Source organism: Brevundimonas phoenicis (assembly GCF_047237745.1).
Lineage (GTDB): Bacteria > Pseudomonadota > Alphaproteobacteria > Caulobacterales > Caulobacteraceae > Brevundimonas.
Map to the genome: position 1 here is coordinate 3,093,562 of NZ_JBDFLN010000001.1, position 23,790 is coordinate 3,117,351.

General features: G+C 68.3%; 26 protein-coding genes and 1 riboswitch. Of the genes, 13 read left to right on the forward strand and 13 right to left on the reverse strand.

Annotated elements, in window-relative coordinates; translation table 11 throughout:
* Positions 1 to 8 precede the first annotated feature (8 nt).
* Positions 9 to 1,115, reverse strand: coding sequence for an S-(hydroxymethyl)glutathione dehydrogenase/class III alcohol dehydrogenase (locus ABC419_RS15525; RefSeq protein ID WP_412876871.1), 1,107 nt, complete (start codon positions 1,113 to 1,115; stop codon positions 9 to 11).
* Positions 1,116 to 1,315: 200 nt separating this feature from the next.
* On the opposite strand from ABC419_RS15525, the gene ABC419_RS15530 reads away from it, so the two are divergent.
* Positions 1,316 to 2,017, forward strand: coding sequence for an NAD-dependent deacylase (locus tag ABC419_RS15530; protein ID WP_412876870.1), 702 nt, complete (start codon positions 1,316 to 1,318; stop codon positions 2,015 to 2,017).
* A gap of 151 nt (positions 2,018 to 2,168) precedes the next feature.
* On the opposite strand, the gene ABC419_RS15535 is transcribed toward ABC419_RS15530, so the two are convergent.
* Entirely contained in the window at positions 2,169 to 2,954 is a 786-nt protein-coding gene (locus tag ABC419_RS15535) for an RNA methyltransferase (RefSeq protein WP_412876869.1), read from the reverse strand.
* Between the two features lie 105 nt (positions 2,955 to 3,059).
* Here ABC419_RS15535 and ABC419_RS15540 point away from each other — a divergent pair, with 105 nt between their 5' ends.
* Positions 3,060 to 3,731: a DsbA family oxidoreductase gene (locus tag ABC419_RS15540; protein WP_412876868.1), complete on the forward strand. Its 672-nt coding sequence runs from the start codon at positions 3,060 to 3,062 to the stop codon at positions 3,729 to 3,731.
* 130 nt (positions 3,732 to 3,861) lie between these two features.
* Here the strand turns inward: ABC419_RS15540 and ABC419_RS15545 are convergent, their stop codons facing one another.
* The 5 genes from ABC419_RS15545 to thiC all read right to left on the reverse strand — a co-directional run bounded on the left by ABC419_RS15545 (position 3,862) and on the right by thiC (position 8,288).
* Positions 3,862 to 4,710: a hypothetical protein gene (locus tag ABC419_RS15545; protein WP_412876867.1), complete on the reverse strand. Its 849-nt coding sequence runs from the start codon at positions 4,708 to 4,710 to the stop codon at positions 3,862 to 3,864.
* A 101-nt stretch (positions 4,711 to 4,811) separates the two neighbouring features.
* Complete coding sequence (locus ABC419_RS15550) at positions 4,812 to 4,994, reverse strand: hypothetical protein (protein WP_412876866.1); 183 nt, start codon at positions 4,992 to 4,994, stop codon at positions 4,812 to 4,814.
* A complete protein-coding gene (locus tag ABC419_RS15555; RefSeq protein WP_412876865.1) occupies positions 4,991 to 5,497 on the reverse strand; it encodes an ATPase in 507 nt (168 codons plus the stop codon). Before ABC419_RS15555 ends, ABC419_RS15550 begins: the two co-directional genes overlap by 4 nt.
* A gap of 66 nt (positions 5,498 to 5,563) precedes the next feature.
* Positions 5,564 to 6,274 carry a hypothetical protein gene (locus ABC419_RS15560; RefSeq protein WP_412878791.1) on the reverse strand — a complete coding sequence of 237 codons (711 nt, stop codon included), beginning with the start codon at positions 6,272 to 6,274 and terminating at the stop codon, positions 5,564 to 5,566.
* A 106-nt stretch (positions 6,275 to 6,380) separates the two neighbouring features.
* Positions 6,381 to 8,288: a phosphomethylpyrimidine synthase ThiC gene (thiC, locus tag ABC419_RS15565; RefSeq protein ID WP_412876863.1), complete on the reverse strand. Its 1,908-nt coding sequence runs from the start codon at positions 8,286 to 8,288 to the stop codon at positions 6,381 to 6,383.
* A 65-nt stretch (positions 8,289 to 8,353) separates the two neighbouring features.
* Positions 8,354 to 8,463: riboswitch (TPP riboswitch) on the reverse strand.
* Between the two features lie 273 nt (positions 8,464 to 8,736).
* Between thiC and cuyB the strand changes: the two genes are divergently transcribed.
* Entirely contained in the window at positions 8,737 to 9,399 is a 663-nt protein-coding gene (gene cuyB, locus ABC419_RS15570) for a cysteate racemase (RefSeq protein ID WP_412876862.1), read from the forward strand.
* Positions 9,400 to 9,637: 238 nt separating this feature from the next.
* On the forward strand, positions 9,638 to 10,984 hold the full coding sequence (locus ABC419_RS15575; protein WP_412876861.1) for a Gfo/Idh/MocA family protein: 1,347 nt from the start codon (positions 9,638 to 9,640) through the stop codon (positions 10,982 to 10,984).
* A 54-nt stretch (positions 10,985 to 11,038) separates the two neighbouring features.
* On the opposite strand, the gene ABC419_RS15580 is transcribed toward ABC419_RS15575, so the two are convergent.
* Positions 11,039 to 11,323: a hypothetical protein gene (locus ABC419_RS15580; RefSeq protein WP_234287993.1), complete on the reverse strand. Its 285-nt coding sequence runs from the start codon at positions 11,321 to 11,323 to the stop codon at positions 11,039 to 11,041.
* Between the two features lie 94 nt (positions 11,324 to 11,417).
* Here ABC419_RS15580 and ABC419_RS15585 point away from each other — a divergent pair, with 94 nt between their 5' ends.
* The 3 genes from ABC419_RS15585 to ABC419_RS15595 are packed head-to-tail and all read left to right on the forward strand — an operon-like array spanning position 11,418 to position 13,173.
* Positions 11,418 to 12,176 (forward strand): ribonuclease T2 family protein, encoded by a 759-nt coding sequence (locus ABC419_RS15585; protein ID WP_412876860.1) that lies wholly within the window; start codon positions 11,418 to 11,420, stop codon positions 12,174 to 12,176.
* 46 nt (positions 12,177 to 12,222) lie between these two features.
* Positions 12,223 to 12,606: a hypothetical protein gene (locus tag ABC419_RS15590; protein ID WP_003163882.1), complete on the forward strand. Its 384-nt coding sequence runs from the start codon at positions 12,223 to 12,225 to the stop codon at positions 12,604 to 12,606.
* Between the two features lie 21 nt (positions 12,607 to 12,627).
* Positions 12,628 to 13,173: a DUF6624 domain-containing protein gene (locus tag ABC419_RS15595; RefSeq protein WP_412876859.1), complete on the forward strand. Its 546-nt coding sequence runs from the start codon at positions 12,628 to 12,630 to the stop codon at positions 13,171 to 13,173.
* Positions 13,174 to 13,191: 18 nt separating this feature from the next.
* Here ABC419_RS15595 and ABC419_RS15600 read toward each other — a convergent pair whose 3' ends face one another.
* From ABC419_RS15600 to ABC419_RS15615, 4 genes are all read right to left on the reverse strand, one after another.
* A complete protein-coding gene (locus tag ABC419_RS15600) occupies positions 13,192 to 14,253 on the reverse strand; it encodes a hypothetical protein (protein ID WP_412876858.1) in 1,062 nt (353 codons plus the stop codon).
* Positions 14,254 to 14,345: 92 nt separating this feature from the next.
* On the reverse strand, positions 14,346 to 15,113 hold the full coding sequence (locus tag ABC419_RS15605; protein ID WP_412876857.1) for an ABC transporter permease: 768 nt from the start codon (positions 15,111 to 15,113) through the stop codon (positions 14,346 to 14,348).
* On the reverse strand, positions 15,113 to 16,048 hold the full coding sequence (locus tag ABC419_RS15610; protein ID WP_412876856.1) for an ABC transporter ATP-binding protein: 936 nt from the start codon (positions 16,046 to 16,048) through the stop codon (positions 15,113 to 15,115). The genes ABC419_RS15605 and ABC419_RS15610 overlap by 1 nt, the downstream gene beginning before the upstream one ends.
* An 85-nt stretch (positions 16,049 to 16,133) precedes the next feature.
* Entirely contained in the window at positions 16,134 to 16,472 is a 339-nt protein-coding gene (locus ABC419_RS15615) for a DUF2218 domain-containing protein (RefSeq protein ID WP_412876855.1), read from the reverse strand.
* A gap of 118 nt (positions 16,473 to 16,590) precedes the next feature.
* Between ABC419_RS15615 and ABC419_RS15620 the strand changes: the two genes are divergently transcribed.
* The 5 genes from ABC419_RS15620 to ABC419_RS15640 all read left to right on the forward strand — a co-directional run bounded on the left by ABC419_RS15620 (position 16,591) and on the right by ABC419_RS15640 (position 21,818).
* A complete protein-coding gene (locus ABC419_RS15620) occupies positions 16,591 to 17,919 on the forward strand; it encodes a PQQ-dependent sugar dehydrogenase (RefSeq protein ID WP_412876854.1) in 1,329 nt (442 codons plus the stop codon).
* A gap of 257 nt (positions 17,920 to 18,176) precedes the next feature.
* Positions 18,177 to 19,976: a long-chain-acyl-CoA synthetase gene (locus tag ABC419_RS15625; protein ID WP_412876853.1), complete on the forward strand. Its 1,800-nt coding sequence runs from the start codon at positions 18,177 to 18,179 to the stop codon at positions 19,974 to 19,976.
* Between the two features lie 135 nt (positions 19,977 to 20,111).
* Positions 20,112 to 20,981, forward strand: coding sequence for a flagellar motor stator protein MotA (gene motA, locus ABC419_RS15630; protein WP_003163893.1), 870 nt, complete (start codon positions 20,112 to 20,114; stop codon positions 20,979 to 20,981).
* A gap of 92 nt (positions 20,982 to 21,073) precedes the next feature.
* Positions 21,074 to 21,382, forward strand: coding sequence for a hypothetical protein (locus tag ABC419_RS15635; protein ID WP_412876852.1), 309 nt, complete (start codon positions 21,074 to 21,076; stop codon positions 21,380 to 21,382).
* 151 nt (positions 21,383 to 21,533) lie between these two features.
* Positions 21,534 to 21,818: a hypothetical protein gene (locus ABC419_RS15640; protein ID WP_125901078.1), complete on the forward strand. Its 285-nt coding sequence runs from the start codon at positions 21,534 to 21,536 to the stop codon at positions 21,816 to 21,818.
* Positions 21,819 to 21,821: 3 nt separating this feature from the next.
* Here ABC419_RS15640 and ABC419_RS15645 read toward each other — a convergent pair whose 3' ends face one another.
* Positions 21,822 to 21,968: a hypothetical protein gene (locus tag ABC419_RS15645; protein ID WP_412876851.1), complete on the reverse strand. Its 147-nt coding sequence runs from the start codon at positions 21,966 to 21,968 to the stop codon at positions 21,822 to 21,824.
* Between ABC419_RS15645 and mnmC1 the strand changes: the two genes are divergently transcribed.
* Positions 21,967 to 23,775 carry an FAD-dependent 5-carboxymethylaminomethyl-2-thiouridine(34) oxidoreductase MnmC1 gene (gene mnmC1 / locus ABC419_RS15650; protein ID WP_412876850.1) on the forward strand — a complete coding sequence of 603 codons (1,809 nt, stop codon included), beginning with the start codon at positions 21,967 to 21,969 and terminating at the stop codon, positions 23,773 to 23,775. The two genes, ABC419_RS15645 and mnmC1, sit on opposite strands and share 2 nt — an antisense overlap.
* The last annotated feature ends 15 nt before the right edge of the window (positions 23,776 to 23,790 follow it).

Here is a 23,790-nt window from a genome sequence, read left to right on the forward strand (position 1 = left end):
CCCACTCGTTAGAAGACGATGACCGAACGAATGCTCTTGCCTTCATGCATCAAATCGAAGGCCTCGTTAATCCGCTCCAGCGGCAGCGTATGGGTGATCATCGGGTCGATCTCGATCTTGCCGTCCATGTACCAGTCGACGATCTTCGGCGTGTCGGTGCGGCCGCGCGCGCCGCCGAAGGCCGAGCCCTTCCAGACGCGGCCGGTGACCAGCTGGAACGGACGGGTGGCGATCTCCTTGCCCGCCTCGGCCACGCCGATGATGACGCTCTCGCCCCACCCGCGGTGACAGGCTTCCAGCGCCTGACGCATGACCACGGTGTTGCCGGTGCAGTCGAAGGTGTAGTCGGCGCCGCCCCCGGTCAGCTCGACCAGATGGGTCACCACGTCCGACACGTCCTTGGGATTGACGAAGTGGGTCATGCCGAAGCGACGGCCCCACTCCTCCTTGTCGCCGTTGATGTCGACGCCGATGATCATGTCGGCCCCGACCATCTTCAGCCCCTGGATGACGTTCAGGCCGATGCCGCCCAGACCGAAGACCACGGCGTTGGCGCCCGGCTCGACCTTGGCCGTGTTGACCACGGCGCCCACGCCCGTCGTCACGCCGCAGCCGACGTAGCAGGCCTTGTCGAAGGGCGCGTCCTTGCGGATCTTGGCCACCGCGATCTCGGGCAGGACCGTGTAGTTCGAGAAGGTCGAGCAGCCCATATAGTGGTGAAGGGTCTGGCCCTTGTAGGAAAAGCGCGAGGTGCCGTCCGGCATCAGCCCCTTGCCCTGCGTGCCCCGGATCGAGGTGCACAGGTTGGTCTTGCGGCTCAGGCACGACTTACACTGGCGGCATTCCGGCGTGTACAGCGGGATGACATGGTCCCCCACAGCCAGCGAGGTCACGCCTGCGCCCACCTCGACCACCACGCCCGCGCCCTCGTGGCCCAGGATCGAGGGGAAGAGCCCCTCGCTGTCCAGTCCGTCCAGCGTATAGGCGTCGGTGTGGCACACCCCCGTCGCCTTGATCTCGATCAGCACCTCGCCCGCGCGCGGCCCCTCCAGATCGACCTCGACGATCTCGAGCGGACGTTTGGCTTCGAACGCGACGGCGGCGCGGGTTTTCATGGGGCTAGTCCTTGGTCTCTTCGGTCTCTTCCTTCTCCCCTTGCGGGAGTAAGGTGACGGCCGCAGGCCGACGGATGAGGGGTCGCACCAGCGGCGACCAGTTTCAACCCCGCAAACGGCCACGAGCGGCGAGACCCTTCGTCCGACCCGCGGCACCAGCCGCCTTCTCTCTCAAGAGCAGAAGAGTTTAGACTGCCGCCATGAACCTCGTCATCCTGACCGGCGCCGGCGTCTCGGCCGAGAGCGGCGTGCCCACCTTCCGCGCCTCGGACGGCCTGTGGGAGGGGCATCGCGTCGAGGACGTCGCCACGCCCGAGGGCTTCGCCGCCGACCCGGCTCTGGTGCAGGACTTCTACAACCAGCGACGGCGACAGCTCGCCAGCGTACATCCCAACGCCGCGCACCGGGCGCTGGCCGATCTGGCGTCGCGGTGGAGGGGCGATTTCCTGCTGGTGACGCAAAACGTCGATGACCTGCACGACCGGGCGCACCTTGAGACGCCGCCCGCGCCGGGCTTCGAGCTGATCCACATGCACGGCGAACTGAAGAAGGCGCGCTGCACCGCCTCGGGTGTCGTCTGCGACTGGACCAGCGATCTGGAAACCCGACACGCCTCGCCCCATCACCCGCACGGAACCTTGCGCCCGCACATCATCTGGTTCGGGGAAATCCCGCTGGAGATGGAGCGGATCGAGCGGGCGCTGGCGCGATGCGACATGTTCGTCTCCATCGGCACCTCCGGCGCGGTCTATCCGGCGGCGGGCTTCGTCCAGTTGGCGCGCATGGCCGGGGCGCGGACGGTGGAGATCAATCTGGAGCCGACGCAGGGCGCAGGCCTGTTCGACGAGGGCGTCTATGGCCCCGCCAGCGAGACCGTGCCGGGGTTCTTCGAGACGCTGTAAGGCTCCCCCTCACCGTCATCCTCGGGCTTGACCCGAGGATCAAGGCAAGCGGCGCGCTCATGCTTTCCAAGCGGCCGCTGGCGGACAACCCGATCCTCGGGTCAAGCCCGAGGATGACGGCAAACGGCGGCGCAAACGAGCACAGGATCCCTTACTCCTCCTTCTTCGCCGCCTCGGCCCGTTCCGCCGCCAGCTTGGCCAGCACCCGGCCACGGCCCTTGGCCAGGGCGTGGATGGCGCCGCGCATGGTGGCGACCTCCTGTTCGGTGAAGGCGGCGCGGCCCAGCATGACGCGCAGGTTCTGGCTCATCGAGCGCTTCTTCTCGGGCGGATAGAAGAAGCCGCCGTTGTCCAGCTCCGCCTCCAGATGCTCGTACATGCCGACCAGCAGGTCGTTCGACGCGGGCGGCTCGCCCTCGCGGAAGCGCGGCGGCGGGGCGTCCAGGATCAGGGTGCGCCACTCATAGGCGTTGATCGCCACCGCCTGCGCCAGGTTCAGCGAGTGGTGCCTGGGGTCGATCGGAATGGTGGTGATCCCGGCGCACAGGGCGATGTCGCCGGTCTCCAGCCCCGCGCGCTCGCCGCCGAACAGCAGGCCGGTCTTCAGCCCCGACGCCGTGTCGTCATACAGGATGCGGGCGCTCTCGCGCGGGGTGCGCACCGGCTGACGCGTCTCGCGCGGGCGGGCGGTGGTGGCGAAGACGGTGTTCAGGTCGGCGATGGCCTCGGCCACGCTGTCGAACACCTTGACCCCGTCCAGCACCCAGTCGGCGCCGGACGCCGTGGCCCAGGCGCGGTCCTGGGGCCAGCCGTCGCGCGGGCTGACCAGCCGCAGCTCCGACAGTCCGAAATTGGCCATGACGCGGGCGACCGCGCCGATATTGTCGGCCATCTGGGACTTGTCGAGGACGACGACGGGGGGCGTGAGTTCAGTCATGGGCGGTGTGTAATCTTTCCTGCCCCGCGCGAGAAGGCGCGCTTGCCTCCTTCTTCATCGCCCCCATATCCTCGTAACACACGCTGTTCCAGAAAGCCGTCCTCCATGACCGACGCCGCCCCGCTCAAGCCGCTGAAGATCGACTTCGTCTCCGACGTCATGTGCCCGTGGTGCGCCGTGGGGCTGGGCGGACTGGAGCAGGCGCTGGAGCGGCTCCAGGGCGAAGGGATCGCCGCCGACATCGCGTTCCAGCCGTTCGAGCTGAACCCCGACATCGCCCCCGAGGGCGAGAACATGGGCGAGCATCTGGCCCGCAAATACGGCTCCACCCCCGAACAGTCGGCCGCCAACCGCGCCGCCATCACCGCCCGCGCCGCCGAGGTCGGGGTCGAGATGAACTTCCGCGACGACAGCCGCATGTGGAACACCTTCGACGCCCACCGCCTGCTGCACTGGGCCGGGCTGACGGCGCCGGACAAGCAGGCGGCGCTGAAGCACGCCTTGTTCGGCGCCCACTTCACGCAAGGCCGCAACGTCTCGGACGCGGGCGTCCTGACCGAGGCGGCCGAGGCCGCCGGGCTGGACCGCGCCGAGGCGGCCGAGGTGCTGGCGTCCGGCCGCTACATGCAGGAGGTGCGCACGGCGCAGGCCCTGTGGCGCGCGCGGGGCGTCACCTCCGTCCCCGCCGTGGTGGTGGAGGACAAATATCTGATCTCCGGCGGCCAGCCGACGCAGGTGTTCGAGAACGCCCTGCGCGAGATCGCGGGCAAACGCTAATCCCCTTCTCCCCCTGTGGGAGAAGGTGGACGGCGAAGCCGGACGGATGAGGGGTGTAAGCGCCCCGTTTTCCAATCAACCCGAGGGAGAGAAAGCGCGTCATGTCGCGCCGACACCCCTCATCCGGCCCTTACGGGCCACCTTCTCCCACAAGGGGAGAAGGGTCGGGAAAAACAGAGTCCAATTCGTCTGAATCGTCTGAAATCGCCCCCTCTCCTTCCGGCGCGAGGCGGGCGCTGAGGACGGCGATGCGGGCCTCGACGGCGCGGCGGCCCGCGTGGTCGTCGGGAGCCAGACGGGCGGCGTCGCGGGCGACGGCGGCGACCGCCTTCATGTCGGCCTCCAGCGTGTCGAGGGGGTCAGGGTCAGGGTCAGGGTCAGGGTCAGGGTCAGGCGCAGGCGGCGGGGTTTCCGGCTCGGCGGCGACCAGCAGGGCCGGGTCGGTCAGCGCGCGCCAGGTGCGCAGCCACGACGCCGCCTCGGCCGCCCGGCCGCGCCGCACCGCCCGGTTCAGCCGCATCAGGGCCTGAGCCGCCATCGCCGCTAGGTCGGGGGCCTCCGCCGCATCCTCGACCGGATCGTCGTCGTCGGGCCAGGGGTCCGGGTCGCCCGCGTCGCAGCGGCGCCAGCCCTCGCGCGCAGCGCGGGACCGCAGCGTCCCCAGCTTCAGCCCATAACGGTCGCAGACGGCCTCGGCCGTATCCCCGGCCAGATAGTCGCGCCGCGCCGCCGCCCAGACCGCCTCGGAGCGGACGCGATAGCCGTCCCGCGGCGCCGGGTCTTCGTAATAATGGCCGCGCTGGGCGTCAGCCGTCTCGGCCCGCTCGGCGGTCGAGGGCCGCACATGGTCGGGGATGTAGGTGGTGTCGCCGTACTCGTCCTGCTCCCACCGGCCGGAGGCGATGATGCGCGGCGCCTCCTCATGCCAGTCCTTCTCAGGCCAATCCTTCTCCCGCCCGCCCGAAGCATGATCGTCCATCGCGCCGCCTCCTGCCTGAAAGACGGAGGATGGAGGACGGGTGCGTCAGGATCGGACGGGATGAGCTTTCTCCTCCCCATGGAATGGGGAGGAAAGAGAGGTCAGGCCCGCTTGCGCCTGGGTTCGGGCTTCGGCGCGGGGGCGCCCGTGACCAGACGGCCCTTCCAGCCGGGAGGGGGCAGGAACTTGCCGGACTGCTCCTCGCGCGTGCCGTGCTTGGCCGTCTCGGCCGCGCGGCGCAGAGCCTTCAGGGTGGTTTCGTGATCAAACAGCGGCTTGTTCATCGCGTTCCCCAATCTAGCAGTTCGGGGGTCTCGCCGCCACTGGCGTAGACCTGCCAGTTGTCGGCCAGCGGCTTGTAGACGGTTTCGAGGTAGGCGAGGCTGAGCGGATAGCGCCGCCTCAGCGTCTCTTCGGGAATGTCGTGGCCGCCGCGCGCGACCCGGTGCGCGACGCGGGCGATGGAGGCCTCGACCGAGGGCAGGCGCAGATAGACCAGTTCGAAGCGGTATCCGGCCGCCTTCCAGTCGCGGATGCGGCGGGCGTGGGTGCGGGTGGCCAGCGTCGTCTCCAGCACCACGTCGGCGCGGGCGTCGGTCAGTTCCTCCAGCCGCTCCAGCACCAGCCGCCCGGCGGCCAGATCACGGCCGGGGCCCTGCGGCAGGGACCGCGCCACTTCATCGGGATTGACGAACTGAAACGCCTCGGCCCGTTCGCGCAGGAAGCCGTTGATGAAGGTGGTCTTCCCGGCGCCGTTCGGCCCGGCGAGGAGGACGAGGGTGGGCATGGGCTACCAAACGACAGAGTTACGGTGCGTAGGGTTGAAATTCCACAGCTAGCTTAAACGAAAGTTCTATACATACCGTCCGCTGTCTTCATCGCGAAGAAGCGCTTTAAGTACAAACACGGTTTCCGCATCAGGAGTGCCGTTAAATTTGTTAACGATATCTAATGCAGCGTTAGCTGCGTTTTTTACTTCGGCCCAGAGATGAGGAACATTATTGGCTATGTTCCGAAGAGCTAAGGCAGCGTGGTAGAATACAAATGGCGATTCTTCCTTGAAGCGGCGCACAAGCCAGTCGATATCAGCCTTTTCTGGTTGGATTTGCATCATTGCTACGGCGGCTAAGCGGCTGCCTGCCGAACCTGACGTCATGTATGTCGTCATATATTTCGACATTGACGGCCCAAGCATTCTCATCCGTACCAAGATTTGGGTCATGGAACGGGTGCGCCGAGGGCTTGGGTCAACCTCTCGCCTTATCGTGTCATATTCTACGCAAAGTCTGTCAAGCTGAACTGCAATCGCCTGTTCGCCGACTTCTGCAACTTCATCTTTAATGCGCTCGGCGGCAATAAATTCTGTAGGGCTAATAGCTCCCTTGGAATCCTCACCGCTGGTCGCTTGATCAGCGATTTTTTCAAGTTGTGCTTCGATTTCGAAGATTTTGACTGATTTCATTCGATCAAAAATCTCAGGAATTTTGGCAATCGCGGATCGTACCTCCTTACGGAACAGGCACGCGATTGCCAGCGCTGCGGCAGGCCAAGCGACGGCAGTCATCAGCGCAGCAATCGCGGTGATAAGGGGAGCAGCTATATCCATATGCTCAAGCTAAAGCTTGAGCATATGGATGACAATCATAGCCGTTGAACAACGGGCATTTGCATCACACCTTCACCTCCACCACACCGCCCCCCGCTCTGAACTTCGCGCTCATCTCGGCCATGCCCGCCTCGGCGTCCGTCAGGCTGGCGCCCGCGTCGTTCTGGGCCTTGGCGGCGTCGCGGATGTCCTGGCTGATCTTCATGCTGCAGAACTTCGGGCCGCACATGGAGCAGAAGTGGGCGGTCTTGTGCGCCTCTTTCGGCAGGGTCTCGTCGTGGAATTTGCGGGCGGTCTCGGGGTCCAGGGAGAGGTTGAACTGGTCCTCCCAGCGGAACTCGAAGCGCGCGCGGCTGAGGGCGTCGTCGTGGGCGCGGGCGCCGGGGTGGCCCTTGGCCAGGTCGGCGGCGTGGGCGGCGATCTTGTAGGTGATGACGCCGTCCTTGACGTCCTGACGGTCGGGCAGGCCCAGATGCTCCTTGGGCGTGACGTAGCAGAGCATGGCCGTGCCGAACCAGCCGATCATGGCCGCGCCGATGGCGGACGTGATGTGGTCGTAGCCGGGGGCGATGTCGGTAGTCAGCGGCCCAAGCGTATAGAAGGGCGCCTCGTGGCAGTGCTTGAGCTGCTCGTCCATGTTGGCCTTGATCTTGTGCATCGGCACGTGGCCGGGGCCTTCGATCATGACCTGGCAGCCCTTGGCCCAGGCGATCTTGGTCAGTTCGCCGAGGGTGCGCAGTTCGGCGAACTGGGCCTCGTCGTTGGCGTCGGCGATGGAGCCGGGGCGCAGGCCGTCGCCCAGCGAGAAGGAGACATCATAGGCGCGCATGATGTCGCAGATGTCCTCGAAATGCTCGTAGAGGAAGCTCTCCTTGTGGTGGGACAGGCACCACTTGGCCATGATGGAGCCGCCGCGCGAGACGATGCCCGTCACCCGCTTGGCCGTCATCGGCACGAAGGGCAGGCGCACGCCCGCGTGGATGGTGAAGTAGTCGACGCCCTGTTCCGCCTGTTCGATCAGGGTGTCGCGGAAGACCTCCCACGTCAGATCTTCGGCGACGCCGTTCACCTTCTCCAGCGCCTGATAGATGGGGACGGTGCCGATGGGCACGGACGAGTTGCGGATGATCCAGTCGCGGATGTTGTGGATGTTGCGGCCGGTCGACAGGTCCATGACGTTGTCGGCGCCCCAGCGGGTGGCCCAGACCAGCTTGTCGACCTCGTCATCGACGCTGGAGAGGACGGCCGAGTTGCCGATATTGGCGTTGATCTTCACCAGGAAGTTGCGGCCGATGATCATCGGCTCGACCTCGGGGTGGTTGATGTTGTGCGGGATGATGGCGCGGCCGCGGGCGATCTCCTGACGGACGAACTCGGGCGTGACGAAGTCGGGAATCGAGGCGCCGAAGTCTTCGCCGTCGCGGATGCAGGGCGCGGTCTGTTCGCGGCGCAGGTTCTCGCGGATGGCGACGTATTCCATCTCGGGCGTGATGATGCCGGCCCTGGCGTATTCGTACTGGGTGACGGGGCGGCCCTCGACGCCCTTGAACACGCGGTGGTTGGAGACGTCGAAGCGGGGGGCCAGGTGCTTGCCGCTGGCGTGGCCGTTGTCCTCGGGCTTGACCTCGCGCGGGTTCGCGACGGGGGCGATGTCGCCGCGGTCCAGCTGCCAGCTGGATTTGACGCGCGGCAGGCCCTTCTTGATGTCGATGGTCACGGACAGGTCGGTGTAGGGGCCCGAAGAGTCGTACATCGTCACCGGCGGCTCGTTGGCGGACGGGTGGACGGCGACCTCGCGGAAGGGGACGCGGATATCGGGGAAGAGTTCGCCCGCCACATAGACCTTGCGGCTGCCCGCGCGGGGGCCGGTGGGGATGGCGCCGTGTTCGGACGCGACTTCCTTGCGGGCGTCGGCGAGGGCCAGATCGACCTGCGGCTCGTGCGGCTGTTCGTTGGAAACGTGGATATTCATTTGGCGGCCTCCTGCGAGAAGAGGTCCGCCGGCGCGGTTTGAGCGCCTCTTGTCGGTTTCCCGGCGTGGAGGCGGTGAACTCGTCCCTTCGCCGGCATGACCCGGATCAGGTTCGACGGGTCAGAGGAGAAACCTCAATCTCAGCCGCTCGATTGCGACCCCCCGGAGAACGGCGCGACCCTAGCCCGTTTGCGCGACGGGTCAAGCGAGACGGGATCAGAAGGGGGAGAGGGGGCGGCCCGGCTTCTCAGTCGGGGGGGCGTTAAGGCCGGGCCGCCGCAGACTTCGTCGGGGTTGGGGGGGCGTCCGACGTGTCCGATTGCACAATCCTCGGCCGCGATGTTGGTTCCGCTGATTTTCGCGTGTTAACGCTCTTTATCGAACAATAATCGTTTTTCCCGCTGCGCCTGGTTTACTGGGGACGCGGCGGTTCAGCAGGATCGTAAACATGGCGCGCGTTCTGGGCGTTCTGGGCGGCATGGGGCCGGCGGCGACGACAGCCTTTCTGGCTCGGGTGCAGGCCCTGACCCCGGCGACGGGCGACGAGGAGCACATCCGCATCATCGCCGACATCAACCCTCAGGTGCCCAATCGCCACAGCCAGCCGGAAGCCGCCGGCCGGACGCTGGGCGAAATGGCGCGGGCGCTGAAGGCGGCGGGCGCGCAGGTGCTGGCCATGCCGTGCAATACGGCCCACGCCCATGCGGGCGCCATCCGCGCGGCGGGCCTGCCCTTCATCGACATGATCGCCGAGACCGCGAAGGCGGCGGGCGCGACGGGGGCGCGGCGGGTCGGGGTGCTGGCCACGCCGGGCGCGGCCTTGCTGTACGCCGAGGCTCTGGCGGCCGAAGGGCTGGAGATGGTCGCCCCCTCCCCCGCCGAGCGCGAGCGGTTCATGCAGGTGGTGTTCGGGGTCAAGGCGGGCGACGTCGGCGCCGAACAGCGCGCGGCCATGCGCGACCTGGCGAAGGCGCTGATCGCGGCGGGCGCCGAGGCGGTGATCGGCGGCTGCACCGAGGTTCCGCTGCTGCTGGATCAGGGCGACGTGGACGCGCCGCTGATCGACTCGGCTGAGGTGCTGGCGCGGGTCTGCGTGGCGGCGTGCCGGTAGGGCGTTTCGCTTCCAAGGATCGTCACCCTCGGGCGTGTCCCGAGGGCCTATGACGGCGGTGCGTGAGGCGGCGACCGTTCGACGGCTGCGTCTGAACATCCGTCGTCGCGCCTGGAGCGAACCTGGGCCCTCGGGACAAGCCCGAGGGTGACGGAAGGGCAGGCGGCGCGGGCCGCTTGGCGCGCCCTGCGGCTTGGCTTAAGCGAAACAGCGACGCCTTTCAGCAGGAGCCTTCATCATGGATCGCCGCGCCTTCATCGCCGCTTCGTCCGCCGCCGTCGCCGCCTCGACCCTGGCCGGGCCGGCCCTGGCGCGGAACGACCGCTTGCAGATCGGGATCATCGGCACGGGGCTGAGGGCGCAGAGCCTGATGTCCATTCTGCTGAAGCGGGCCGATGTGGACATCGTCGCCCTGTGCGACATCGAACCGCTGATGATCGCGCGGGCCAAGGGGATGATCGCCGCCGCCGGAAAGCCCGCGCCCCGCGCCTATGAGGGGGCGCCCGATCAGGCCTATCGCGACCTGCTGGCCCATCCGGGGCTGGATGCGGTCATCATCGCCACCCCGTGGGAATGGCACGCCCCCATGGCCATCGCGGCGATGGAGGCGAAAATCCCGGTCGGCTGCGAGGTGGTGGCGGGCGTCAGCCTTCAGGACCACTGGGACGTGCTGGAGGCGCACGAGCGGACCGGCACGCCCTATATGGTGCTGGAGAACGTCTGTTATCGGCGCGACGTGCTGGCGGTGCTGAACATGGTGCGCGCCGGACTGTTCGGCGAACTGGTCCACCTGCAGGGCGGCTATCAGCACGATCTGCGCGCGGTGAAGTTCAACAGCGGCGATCCGCAGAAGCCCTATGGCGGCGGGGTCGAGTTCGGGCCGAAAGGCTGGTCCGAGGCGCGCTGGCGCACCTGGCATTCGGTCAACCGGAACGGGGAGCTGTACCCGTCGCACGGCATCGGGCCGATCGCCAACTGGATCGACCTGAATCGGGGCAACCGGATGACGACGCTGACGGCCTACGCCTCCAAGGCGCGGGGGCTGCACGCCTATGTGGTCGACAACGGCGGGGCCGATCATCCGAACGCCCAGGTCCAGTTCAAGCTGGGCGACGTGGTGACGACCTCGATCGGCTGCGCCAACGGCGAGACGATCCTGCTGCAGCACGACACCAATCTGCCGCGTCCCTATTCGCTGGGCTTCCGGGTGCAGGGGGTGAAGGGGCTGTGGATGGACCTGAACCAGTCGGTCCACATCGAGGGCCGCAGCCCCGCGCATCAGTGGGAGGCGCAGGCGGCCTGGTTCGAGCAGTACGACCACCCGCTGTGGAAGACCCACGCCGACACGGCGGCCGGATCGGGCCACGGCGGCATGGACTTCTTCGTCATCCACGCCTTCGTCGAGGCGCTGAAGGCCAAGGCGGCCATGCCTTTGGACATCTATGACGCCGTGAGCTGGAGCGCGATCACCCCTCTGTCGGAACAGTCGATCGCCGAGGGCAATCACACGGTGGACTTCCCCGACTTCACGCGCGGGGCGTGGCGCGAGCGCAAGCCGATCTTCGGCTTCGACGGCGTGTATTGAGGCCTCTCCCGCCCCGTCACCCTCGGACTTGTCCCGAGGGTGACGGAGGAGAGGTCAGTTCTCCGCCTTCTTGCCCATCAGGGGCGACAACAGGCTGTTGACCTCGTCCATCTGGCCGTGGCCCTGGGCGGCGCGGTGTTCCAGTTCGTCGGCGCGGGCCTGAAGTTCGCGGGCGCGGTCGCAGCGGGGGTCGCCTTCCGGCACGGCGGCCAGGGCGGGGCGGCGGGCCTCCAGTTCGGCGATCAGCTCGTCGAAACGGGCCTGGTTCATGTTCTCGCCCTGCTCGAACAGGGCGATGGCTTCCTCCAGGGCGGCTTCAAAGGCGTCTTGATCGGGCATGGGCCTCATCCTCTTATGCTTACGCTTATCAATGGGCGGGGCCGGGCGCCGGTTCCGCCTTGGCCGCCGATCACGCAGGGTTTACGAGACCGCCATGCGCACCCTTTTCGCCTCTGCCGCCCTGATGGTCCTGCTGACCGCCTGCACCGTATCGACGGAAGCGGCGCCAGAGCGAGCCGAGGTCGCGGGCGCCGTCTGCGACGTGCCGGACGATGTGCGCCCCGCCCGCCCCTATCGCATTCCGCAGGACGAGGTGGCGGCCGACGTGCCGGTCGCCTTCAACATGCTGGCGGTCAGCTGGTCGCCGCAGGCGTGCCGCAGCGGCAAGGACTATCCGGACGAACGTTATCAGTGCGCGGCCAATCAGTTCGGCCTGACCCTGCACGGGCTGTGGCCCAACGGCTCCGCTGACAAGCACCCGCGCTATTGCGCCGCCCCCGGCCCGGCCATCCCGGTCGAGACGGTGCGCCAACATTTCTGCATGATCCCCTCGCCCAGCCTGCAACAGCATGAATGGGCGGCGCACGGCACCTGCGGCTGGGACAGCCCCGAGGCCTATTTCGCCCAAGCCGCCAAGATGTGGGACGGGCTGAACAAGCCGGACCTAGAGGCCATTCCCGCCCAGCGGCTGACCGCCGGGGCGATCCGCGACGCCTTCGTCGCCGCCAATCCGGGCTTCCCGCGCGAGGGGGTGTTCATCGCCACCACCGACGGCTGGTTCCGCGAGGCGCGGCTCTGCTACTCCAAGGACTATCGGCCGATGCGCTGCCCGCGCGGTCTGGGCGCGCCGGACCGCGCGCGGCTGAAGCTGGCCCCGAAAGGGGCTCCGGGCGGCGTGCAAACGACCGGTTAACCAGAACAGGGTGAGGCTGCGGGTTGCTGTTTCGTCCGAGGCCGTCATGTCGACCATGCTGACCCAGTCCCGCCGTCGTTCCAGCGACCATTTCCAGCCCGAGGACATGGAGCCGCAGGAGCAGCGCCGCCTGCGCGGCCTGCTGGAGCAGATCGACTACGCCGCCTATGTCGCCAACCGCGAACTGATCGGCCACGCCCTCGCCCAGGTGGACGTCGGCGCCTTTCAGAAGCTGGCCGTGCTGACGGCCCAGGCGCGGGCGCGCTGGGGCGCCGAGGCCGTGCGCCTGGCCGAATCCGGCGCCCCGGCCACCCCCGACCAGGTGGCCCGCCTGACCGCCGCCCGCACCGCCTATGACGAACTGGCCGAGGCCTATGACGCGCTGCGCCGCATGGTGGAACGCGGGTATCTGCCCTTGCGCCAAGCGTGACCGTTCCCCTTATCCAGGGGTATGAAGCGTCTGATCCCCCTCGCAGCGGCGGCGCTGCTTCTTTCCGGCTGTGGTTCTCAGGGTCGCGCTGACGATCCGCCAGCGGCCCGAGCCGACAATCCGGCGCTGAACGCCCTGTTCAACGCCGATCAGAAGGCGCGCCGGGACCATCATCTCGACCTGCAGGAAGCCATGGCCGACGCCGAACGTCTGGCCGCGACCAAGGCGATGCTGGAGCGCGGCGAGATTCGGTCGGGCGCCGACTACTATCGCGCGGCTTTCATCTTCCACCACAGCCGTGAGGCGGACAACATCCTCAGAGCTCATGTTCTCGCGACCGCCGCCCTGGCGCAGGGTCATCAGGACGCCGCCTGGATCGCGGCGGCCAGCCTGGACCGCTACCTGCAGGGCACGGGACGGCCGCAGATTTACGGGACGCAGTACATTCAGATCGACGCAGGGATGACGCGCGGCGCCTTTGATCCCGACTTCATGCCTGACAGCGTGCGCCGCGACACCCGCGTGCCGCCGCTGGCCGAGCAGAAGGCGCCGCCGCTCGTGCGCTAGGTCAGTTCGGCCGCCAGATCAGTCCAGCTTCTGGGGCCGGGTGACGATGGGGGCGTTGGGGTCGGTCTGGGCCGGACGCGCCTGGGTCGGCGGCGGGCCGTCGGCCTGGACCGGGGCGTCGGGCTGCGACGCGGCGGGCGGCGTCACCACCACCACGGGCGCGGGAGGCGGCGTCGCGGGCGCCTGGGTTGCGGGAGCCTGGGTTGCTGACGGCGCGGGGGTCGGTTGGGGCGACGGCGCGGGCGCAGGGCGCGCGGGCTGGGCTGGAGCGGGACGCGCCGACGTCGATGGAGCGCGGGCGGTCGGCGCGGCGGCGACAGGCGCCTCGACAGCGACGGGAGCGGGCTGCGGCGTCGGCGTTTCGAGCGGGACGGCGGGGGCCTCAACGGCGGGTTCCGTCACGACGGCGGGCGGCGGCGCGGCGTCTTCCGCGCCCGAGCGGGCCAGCAGCCAGACCGCCACGGGAACCAGGACAGCGACGGCCGCCACCCCGGCGTAGAGCGGCCAGCGCGAGCGGGGCTTGGGCGAAGCGAGCGTCACGGGCGCGGCGATCGTCTCGACCACCGGCGGCGCGGCGGGCGGGATGACGGGTGCGGGCGCCGCGGTCGGCGCGGCCGGAGCCGTCGCGGCGGGCGTCGGGCTGGGCGCGGCTTGCGGCAGGGGGCGCGGCGTCAGCGGAGCGGCGGGCGTCGGAGACGGTGCAGGCTGCGGGGCGGCCGGTTGCGGCGGGGTCTGTTGCAGGGCCGGGGCGGTCGGCGCGGGGCGACGACGCGGGACCATGGAGCCGCCGAACACGTCGGCGGGTCGGGCGGCGGGCGCGGCCGGGCGTGAGGCGGCGGGCTGGGCCGTCTGCGGGCGCGGCTGCGCAGGCTGGGTCTGGGCGGGCTTGGCCTGCGCCGGTTTCGGGTGCGGCGGCATGGCGGTCAGGCGCGCCAGGCCTTCGTCGCGCGGCAGGGGGCCGACATGGAAAGCGGCCTGGGGCGGGCGGCCCCAGGTGATCTGGCCCCGGCGGAAAGGCTCGGGGGCGCGCGGGGCGGACTGCGTTTCAGGCGACTGGATCTTGTCGTCGGCGTCGGACATTCGGTCTCCGGCGCTCAGGCGAGCGCGCATCAGGTCGAAAAGGCGTTAGAGGGCCAGGACGGTGAGCGCCGAGTTCGGCGCTTTCGTGGCCGTCAGTTCTTCAGACGATAGCCGGTCTTGAAGATCCAGCCCACCACCGCCAGGCAACCGAAGAAGAAACCCAACGTGGCCAGAAGACTGATCTCAACGCTGACGTCCCCCACGCCGTAGAAGGCCCAGCGGAAGCCCGAGATCAGATAGACCACCGGGTTGAACAGGGCGACCGTGCGCCAGCCCTCGGGCAGCATCTCGATCGAATAGAAGGCGCCGCCCAGGAAGGTCAGGGGCGTGACGATCAGCATGGGCACGAACTGCAGCTGCTCGAAATTCTGCGCCCAGACCCCGATGATGAAGCCGAACAGGGCGAAGGTGGTCGAGATCAGGATCAGGAAGGCCAGCATCCAGAAGGGGTGCAATATCTCGAGCGGCACGAAGAAGGCCGCCGTGGCCAGGATGATGAGGCCGAGGATGGCCGACTTGGTCGCCGCCGCCCCGACATAGGCCAGCACGATCTCCAGCGGCGACACCGGCGCGGACAAGATCTCGTAGATCGTCCCGGTGAATTTGGGGAAGTAAATGCCGAAGGAGGCGTTGAAGATCGACTGGGTGAACAGGCTGAGCATGATCAGCCCCGGCACGATGAAGGCGCCGTAGGGGACGCCGTCCACCTCGGTCATGCGGCTGCCGATGGCGCCGCCGAAGACGACGAAATAGAGCGACGTGGTGATGACCGGCGTCACCAGCGACTGCCACAGGGTGCGAAGGGCGCGCGCCATCTCGAAGCGATAGATGGCCCAGACGCCGTAACCGTTGAAGCTCATCACGCGGCCTCCCGATCCTGATGGACCAGGCCGACGAAGATGTCCTCGAGCGAGCTCTGGCGGGTGCTGAGATCCTTGAAGCCGACGCCGAGGTCCGACAGGCGGCGCATCAGGGACGGGACGCCGGTCTTTTCGGCGTTGGAATCGAAGACGTATTCCAGCTCGGTCCCGTCGCCTTGCAGCGTCAGGTTCCAGTCGGCCAGTTCGGGCGGCAGGGCGGCCAGCGGCTCCTGAAGCTGGAGGGTCAGGGTCTTCTTGCCCAGCTTCTGCATCAGGTCGGCGGTCTTCTCGACCAGGATCAGCTCGCCCTTGAGGATGACGCCGACGCGGTCGGCCATCTCCTCGGCTTCCTCGATGTAGTGGGTAGTCAGGATGATGGTCACGCCGCGCTCGCGCAGGCGGCGCACCAGCGACCACATGTCCCGGCGCAGCTCGACGTCGACGCCCGCCGTGGGTTCGTCGAGGAACAGGATCTCCGGTTCGTGGCTCAGAGCCTTGGCGATCATGACGCGGCGCTTCATCCCGCCGGACAGGGTCATGATCTTGGCGTCCTTCTTGTCCCACAGGCTGAGGTCGCGAAGGATCTGTTCGACATAGGCCGGGTTCGGCGCCTTGCCGAACAGGCCCCGGCTGAAGGTGACGGTGGCCCAGACGGTCTCGAAGGCGTCGGTCGTCAGTTCCTGCGGCACCAGGCCGATCTTGGTGCGGGCGGCGCGATAGTCGCTCTGAATATCGTGGCCGTCGGCGGTGATGGTTCCGCTGGACGGGGTGACGATGCCGCAGACGATGGAGATCATCGTCGTCTTGCCCGCCCCGTTCGGCCCCAAGAGGGCGAAGATCTCGCCCTTTTCGATCTCCAGATCGACGCGCTTCAGGGCCTGGTGCCACGTCTTATAGGTCTTGGTCAGACCCTGGATGGTGATGACGGCTGGCATGCAGGCCCCTCCCGGCTCGGGCGAGGCAGATAAGAAGGCGCCCCCGCCCGCTCAAGGGCGCCGTTTGGACAAGATTGACAAAAAGTCAGGCCTCGGAGCGCCAGTCGAACACCAGGGTCTCGCGGTGGCCGAAGCGCGACAGGTGGTCGGCGAACACCACCTTGAAGCGGTCCATGTCGGCGCCGACGTCGCCTTCCAGCCGGACCAGCAGCCGGTCCGCCAGGGCCTGCATCCTGCACACGCCCATGGGCAGGACGATGCGGGCGTTCTCAGATGTGAAGGCGGCCTCGAACTTGTGCGCCCAATGCTTGGCCAGTTGCTGCATATAGCGGCTGGCGTGGGCGGTCAGGACTTCGACGGACGCCACCGGACCCGTCGGATCGGAAGCGGCATCGGAAACGGCAGGGGCGGAAGCGACGGTCATGGCGATCCTCACACGAACAGGCCGCCACCATAGCAAGTTGCGAGTGACTCGCAACATCATAGGCAACCTGACCGCTCTCTCGCGGGTTTCTTCTCCGACGCCATGAAAGGGCGACGCCATGTTCCGTCTTTCCGTCCTGCCCGTCCTGGCGGTGAGTTTCAGCCTGATCCTGGCCCTGGAGGCGTGCGCCACGCGCAGCGCCCTGCCTGACAGCGCGGGCTTCGGCGCCGCACCCGCCCTGCCCGCGCCCCAGCCCCAGGCCGTTCCCACGGTCAAGATCGCCCGCGCCGTCGGCTGGCCGCAGGGACAGACGCCGGCTCCAGCCGCGGGCCTGGCGGTCAACGCCTTTGCGACGGGGCTGGATCATCCGCGCTGGCTCCATGTCCTGCCCAACGGCGACGTGCTGGTCGCCGAGTCCCAGGCGCCGGCGAAGCCCAAGGACAAGAAGGGCGGACTGCGCGGCTGGGTCGAGGGGCTGGTGATGTCGCGCGCCGGATCGGGCGACACGCCCAGCGCCGACCGCATCAGCCTGCTGCGCGACGCCGACGGCGACGGGACGGCGGAGATGAAGACGGTCTTGCTGAGCGGACTGACCTCGCCCTTCGGCATGGCCCTGATCGGCGAGCGGCTGTACGTCGCCAACGCCGACGCGGTGGTCATGGTCCCCTATCAGACGGGCCAGACGCGCATCGACGCGACGCCGGTCAAGATCGCGGACCTGCCCGCCGGGCGCAATCACCACTGGACCAAGAGCCTGGTCGCCTCAGCGGACGGAAGCAGGCTCTATGTCGGGGTCGGCTCCAACTCCAACATCGGCGAGAACGGGCTGGACGAAGAGGTCGACCGCGCCGCCATCCTGGAGATCGACGTCGCCACCGGCGCGCGACGCGTCTTCGCCTCGGGGCTGCGGAACCCGGTCGGCCTGGCCTGGAATCCACAGGACGGGCGGCTATGGACCTCGGTCAATGAGCGCGACGCCCTGGGCGACGATCTGGTCCCCGACTACATGACCTCGGTGACGTCCGGCGGCTTCTACGGCTGGCCATGGAGCTATTACGGCCAGAACGTCGACGAACGGGTGCATCCCGCCCGGCCCGACATGGTCGCCAGGGCGATCAGGCCCGACTACGCTCTGGGGTCGCATACGGCGTCGCTGGGCCTGACCTTCTATGCCGGAACGCTGCTGCCGCAGTGGCGCAACGGGGCGATCATCGGCCAGCACGGTTCGTGGAACCGCAACCCGCCGTCCGGATACAAGGTCATCTTCGTGCCCTTCCGCGACGGCCGCCCGGACGGACCGCCGCAGGACGTGCTGACCGGCTTCCGCAACGCAAGAGGCGAGGCCATGGGGCGGCCGGTGGGCGTGGCGGTCGATGGCCGCGGCGCCCTGCTGGTCGCCGACGACGTGGGCGACGCGGTCTGGCGCGTGACGCCCGCCGCGCGATGAGATGCGGCGGCGGCTTCATCAGTCGTGAGGGCGCGGGCCTGGTTTCATCTGCAGACGATCCAGCGTGAAACCGTCGCTCACTGCCGGATCAGCTTGACCCTGCGTCGGCTTTCGACTTGACCCTACGTCATTGAAAAGGACGCGAAAGCTTGCCTTTTTGTCGAATGGCCCCGTCTGCGTCCCCGCCGCCGGTTGACCCGCCGCCCCGCGCCGTTCATCAACCATGACAAAGGCAATCGGGAAGAGGCGGCGCACCCATGGGACTGGCGGCAAACATCCGGCGCGACATCAAGTTCGCTGGCGGGCTGTTCAGGCTTCTGAAGCGCATCAAGCCCATCACCCTCGACAGCGACGTCCTGGCCTGTGACGACCTCGAAGAGGCGATCGACAAGTTCGGCCCCAACATCGCGGTCGAGGACGAAACCCGCAAGCTGACCTATCGCGAGTTCGAGGCCCTGGCGAACCGCTACGCCAACTGGGCCAAGAGCCGCAACCTGAAGCGCAGCGACGTCATCGCCCTGGTGATGCACAACCGCGTGGAATACGTGGCCGCCTGGTTCGGCTTCTCCAAGGTCGGGGTGGCCACCGCCTTGATCAACAACAATCTGAGCGGCGCGGCCCTGGCCCACTGCCTGACCATCTCGACCGCCTTCAACGTGGTGACGGACGAGGACTGCTGGCAGGCGGTCGAGGACGCGCGCGGCCTGGTCGATCGCAACCTGATGATCTGGGTCCACGGCCTGGGCGAAGAGAACGAGACCAACGCGCGCCGCGACCTGGACAACGCCGTGCGCAGCGCATCGTCCGTGCGGCCCGACCGTTCGCTGCGTCAGGGCATGACCAATCGCGACACGGCCCTGTACATCTTCACCTCGGGCACCACCGGCCTGCCCAAGGCGGCGCGGATGCCGCATTCGCGGGTGCGGACCTATATGCGCGCCTTCGCCGGGGCCACGGCCTCGACGCCCAAGGACGCCCTGTTCAACGTCCTGCCGCTGTATCACTCGACCGGCGGCCTGGTCGGCGTCGGCTCGGTGCTGCTGAACGGCGGGCGGATGGTGACGCGGCGGCGCTTCTCGGCCACCCATTTCTGGCCGGACGTGAAGGCGACTGGGGCGACCATGTTCGTCTACATCGGCGAGCTGTGCCGCTATCTGGTCAACAGCCCCGAGAACCCGGACGAAAAGGGCCACAAGCTGCGGCTGGCCTTCGGCAACGGCCTGCGCCCCGACGTCTGGCCCGAGTTCCAGAGCCGCTTCGGCATCAAGGACATTCTTGAGTTCTACGGCTCGACCGAGGGCAACGTCTCCCTGTTCAACTTCGACGGCAAGGCGGGCGCCATCGGCCGGGTGCCGGGCTTCCTAAAGTCGCAGATCAACATCCGCCTGATCGCCCTGGACCCGGAAACGGGCGAGCCGGTGCGCGGCGCCGACGGCCTGTGCCGCCTGGTGATGAGCGGCGAGACGGGCGAGGCCATCGGCCAGATCGGCAGCGACATCCGCCACGACTTCTCGGGCTACGCCGACAAGAAGGCGTCGGAGAAGAAGATCCTGACCGACGTGCTCAAGAAGGGCGACCGCTGGTTCCGCACCGGCGACCTGATGCGCCAGGACCGTCAGGGCTACCTCTATTTCATGGACCGTCTGGGCGACACCTTCCGCTGGAAGGGCGAGAACGTCTCGACCGCCGAGGTCGAGCAGCGCCTGTCCGAAGCGCCGGGCGTGCAGGAAGTCATCGCCTACGGCGTCGAGGTGCCGGGCCAGGAAGGCAAGGCGGGCATGGTCGGTCTGGTGCTGGACGAGAAGTTCGACGCGACGAGCTTCGCCGCCTGGGCCGACGAGCAGCTGCCGACCTACGCCCGGCCGGTGTTCGTGCGGATGCTGAAGTCGGCCGACACCACCGGGACGTTCAAATACCGCAAGGTCGACCTGGTCGCCGACGGCTTCGATCCCGACAAGGTCGACGGCCCCGTCTGGGTGCGCGGCGGCAAGGCCGGCTATCAGAAGCTGACCCCCAAGGCCCGCGAGGCGATCCTGAGCGGCGCGACGCGGTTGTAAGAATTGGGGCCCTCTCCTGTTGGGAGAGGGTCTTTGTGGTTTTCGTCCCGAACCGGGATTCGCGAAACGCGGCCTTAAGCATTAACGCGGATAACGGCGTCCTGACCCTTCGGCTCCAGGACGCCTGCTCGCCTCATGTTCCAGATCATCGGCATCGTCATGCTGTTCGCCATGGTGTTCGGCAGCTTCCTGCTGCACGGCGGCAAGATGGCGACGATCCTCTATTCGCTGCCCTATGAGCTCATGGCCATCTTCGGCGCGGGCATCGCGGCCTTCCTGATTTCCAACAGCCTGCCGGTGATCAAGGCCACCCTGGGCGGGCTGGGCAAGTGCTTCGCCGGGCCGAAGTGGAAGAAACAGGACTACAAGGATCTGCTCAGCCTGCTGTTCCAGCTGACCAAGACGATGAAGTCCAAGGGCGTGATCGCCCTGGAAAGCCACATCGAAAAGCCGGCCGAGAGCGCCATCTTCCAGAAGTATCCCAAGGTGCTGAAGGACCACTTCGCCACCGACTTCATCTGCGACACCCTGCGGATGATGACCATGAACCTCGAGGATCCGCACCAGATCGAAGACGCCATGGAGAAGCAGCTGGAGAAGCACCACCACGAGGCCCTGGCCCCGGCGCACGCGCTGCAGACCCTGGCCGACGGCCTGCCGGCCCTGGGCATCGTCGCCGCCGTGCTGGGCATCATCAAGACCATGGGTTCGATCACCGAGCCGCCGGAAGTGCTGGGCGGCATGATCGGCGGCGCCCTGGTCGGCACCTTCCTGGGCGTCTTCCTGGCCTATGGCCTGGTCGGGCCGTTCGCCTCGCGCCTGAACGCCATCGTCGAGGAGGAAGGCGCCTACTACAAGATCATCCAGTCGGTGCTGGTGGCCCACCTGCACGGCAATGCGGCCCAGATCTCGGTCGAGATCGGCCGCGGCGACATCCCCTCGACCGCCCAGCCGTCCTTCACCGAAATGGAAGAAGCCCTGGCCGCCGCGCCGATGGACGCCTGACGCCCGCAAGCGACGTTCGGAACACGGAGCGTTCACGACGGTTCTCTCAGGATCACGGCCGCGTGCGCGGCCGCTTGTGAAGGAGCCGTCCGATGCGACCGTCCTCAAAACTCTCCCTGACGATTCCGACCGTCGCCAGCACCCTGCTGATGCTGGCCGCCTGCAATGACCGATCCCCAGAAAAGGCGGAAGGCGCAGCCGCGCCCGCCGCCGCGTCACCCGCCGTCACGCCGACAAGCCCATCGTCCGACACCCTGACGCCTGCGAATCCGCCCCCAGGCGACGCGATTCCAGCGCCGACGCCGCCGACCCTGCCTCCGGATCCGGACGCGCCGGTCACGCCGGTTCCCACAGACCCGACCGACCCCACCACGCCGCCCATTCCCCCCCACGGCCGCTGACGAAACGGCGGTGGGCGTATCGATATTCGTGATGCCCTCGCGATGACTTCACGAACCCGTGAGAAATCGCTTGCGCTCCTCCTCACGAAGCCGTTATCTCTCCCTCAGCGAGGTTCATGGTCTCGCTTTTACCTTCTGAAGGAAGAAACCTATGCGCATCACCGCTCTGATCGCCGCTTCGGCCGCTGCTCTGGCCCTGGCCGCTTGCCAACCCGCCGCCACCGACAAGGCTGAAGACGCCGCTGCCGACGCCACCGCCGCCGCCGACACCGCTGCCGACGCCGCTGCTACGGCCGACGCCGCCGCCACCGACGCTGCCGCCGCTGCTGGCGAAGCCGCTGGCGAAGCCGTCAAGGCTGCCGACGCCGCTGCTGCTCCGGCTGCTGACGCCGCTGCCGCTCCGGCCGCTGCTCCGGCTGCTCCGGCTGCCCACTAAGACTTACGTCTTGGTGTCGCGGTCCTCGTGACCGCGATGCGGAAAGGGGTCGTCCTCACGGACGGCCCCTTTTTCATGCGCGCTTTCCAAACGCTCATTCCTGGCGGACATGCTTTCTTCCAGCGGCCGGGACCGATAGACCGCCGCCATGACCGTCGCCTCGCCGCCAGATAACGCCTCGCCCCAACTGCTGTGGGCCGAAGACGGCTCGCCCCGGTCGGGCCGATTCGGCGACGTCTATTTCTCGAAAGACGACGGCCTGGCCGAGACCCGCGCGGTCTTTCTGCAAGGCTGCGGCCTTCCCGAGGCCTGGTCGGGGCGATCCGCCTTCACCGTCGGCGAACTGGGCTTCGGCACCGGGCTGAACATCGTGACCCTGCTGGACCTGTGGCGGCGTACGCGCGCGCACGGGGCGCGGCTACGGGTCTTCTCCATCGAAGGCTTCCCCCTGACACGCGACGAAGCGGCCCGCGCCCTGGCCGCCTGGCCCGAGCTGGCCGAGACGGCCGCCGGGGTGCTGGACGTGTGGCCCGCCGGGACGCCGGGCTTTCACCGGCTGGACCTGCCGCAGTGGGGGGCGACGATCGACCTGGCCGTCGGCGACGCCCGATGGGCGCTGGAGCAATGGTCGGGTCCGGCCGACGCCTGGTTCCTGGACGGGTTCTCGCCCGCGCTGAACCCCGGCATGTGGTCGCCCGAGATCCTGGCCCTGGTCGCGGCGCGCTCCGCGCCCGGCGCGCGGCTGGCCACCTTCACCGTCGCCGGGGCCGTGCGGCGCGGCCTGGCCGAGCATGGCTTCATCGTCCAGAAGAAGCCCGGCCACGGCAGGAAGCGCGAGCGGCTGGAGGCGCGCATGACGGGCGAGGCCCCGACGGATCATCCCCGTCATGTCGCCGTGATCGGCGCCGGGATCGCGGGCGCCGCCGTCGCCCGCGCCCTGATCGCCGAGGGCGCGCGCGTCACGGTCGTCGAGGCAGAGCGAGCGGGCGCGGGCGCTTCAGGTTTTCCAGCCTCGCTGGTGACGCCGCGACTGGACGCGGGCGACGCCTTCATCGCCGAATTCCACGCCCAGGCGCTGGAGCGGGCGGGAAGCCTGTACCGCGCCCTGCCCGGCGCCGTCGTCGCCGAGGGGGTGCTGCAACTGGAGCAGGCGCCGCGCGACGCCGCCCGCTTCGACAAGATCGCAACGCAAGCCCTGTGGCCGGAAGGCGCCATGCACAGGCTGGACCCCGCCGCCTGTTCTGAGCGCCTGGGCGAACCCACAACGCGCGGCGGTCTGGTGATGGGCCAGGCCCTGGCCGTGCGCTCCGACGCGATTCTGGAGCCGTGGCTGGCGGGCGCTGAACGGGTCACGGGGCGCGCGGCCGCACTGGAAGCGACGACCGACGGCTGGCGCGTGAAGGGCGACGACGGCGCCGTCCTGATCGAGGCGGACGCCGTCGTGCTGACGGCGGGCTGGGGATCGGCGCGGCTGGCGCCCGACCTGCCGCTGTCTCCGGTCGCGGGACAGGCGGACTGGACCCGGGGGACGCCGCCGCCTCTGCCCGTCGCCTGGGGCGGCTACGCCGCGCCGACCGGGGACGGGATGCTTTACGGCGCCACCCATGAGCGGGGCGTGGAGGCGCCCGAAGCGTCCGGCGAGGCCGGCGCCCGCAACCAGGCGACCCTGGCCGCCGCCCTGCCCGCCCTCGCCGAGACCGTACGTCAAACGTCCGGCGAGGCGCACGGCCGTCGCGTCGCCGTGCGCGCGACGACGCCCGACCGCCTGCCCCTGTGCGGAGAATGGAAGAGCGGACTCCATGTCCTGACCGGCCTGGGTTCGCGCGGCTTTTGCGTCGCCCCCCTGCTGGGCGAGCATCTGGCGGCGACCATCATGGGGCGGCCTTCGCCCGTGCAACGTGACCATGGGAGTCGCTTAGGCCCTTCGCGTCATGACAACGTCGCTGAAGACCGCTAAGGTCGAATACCGACG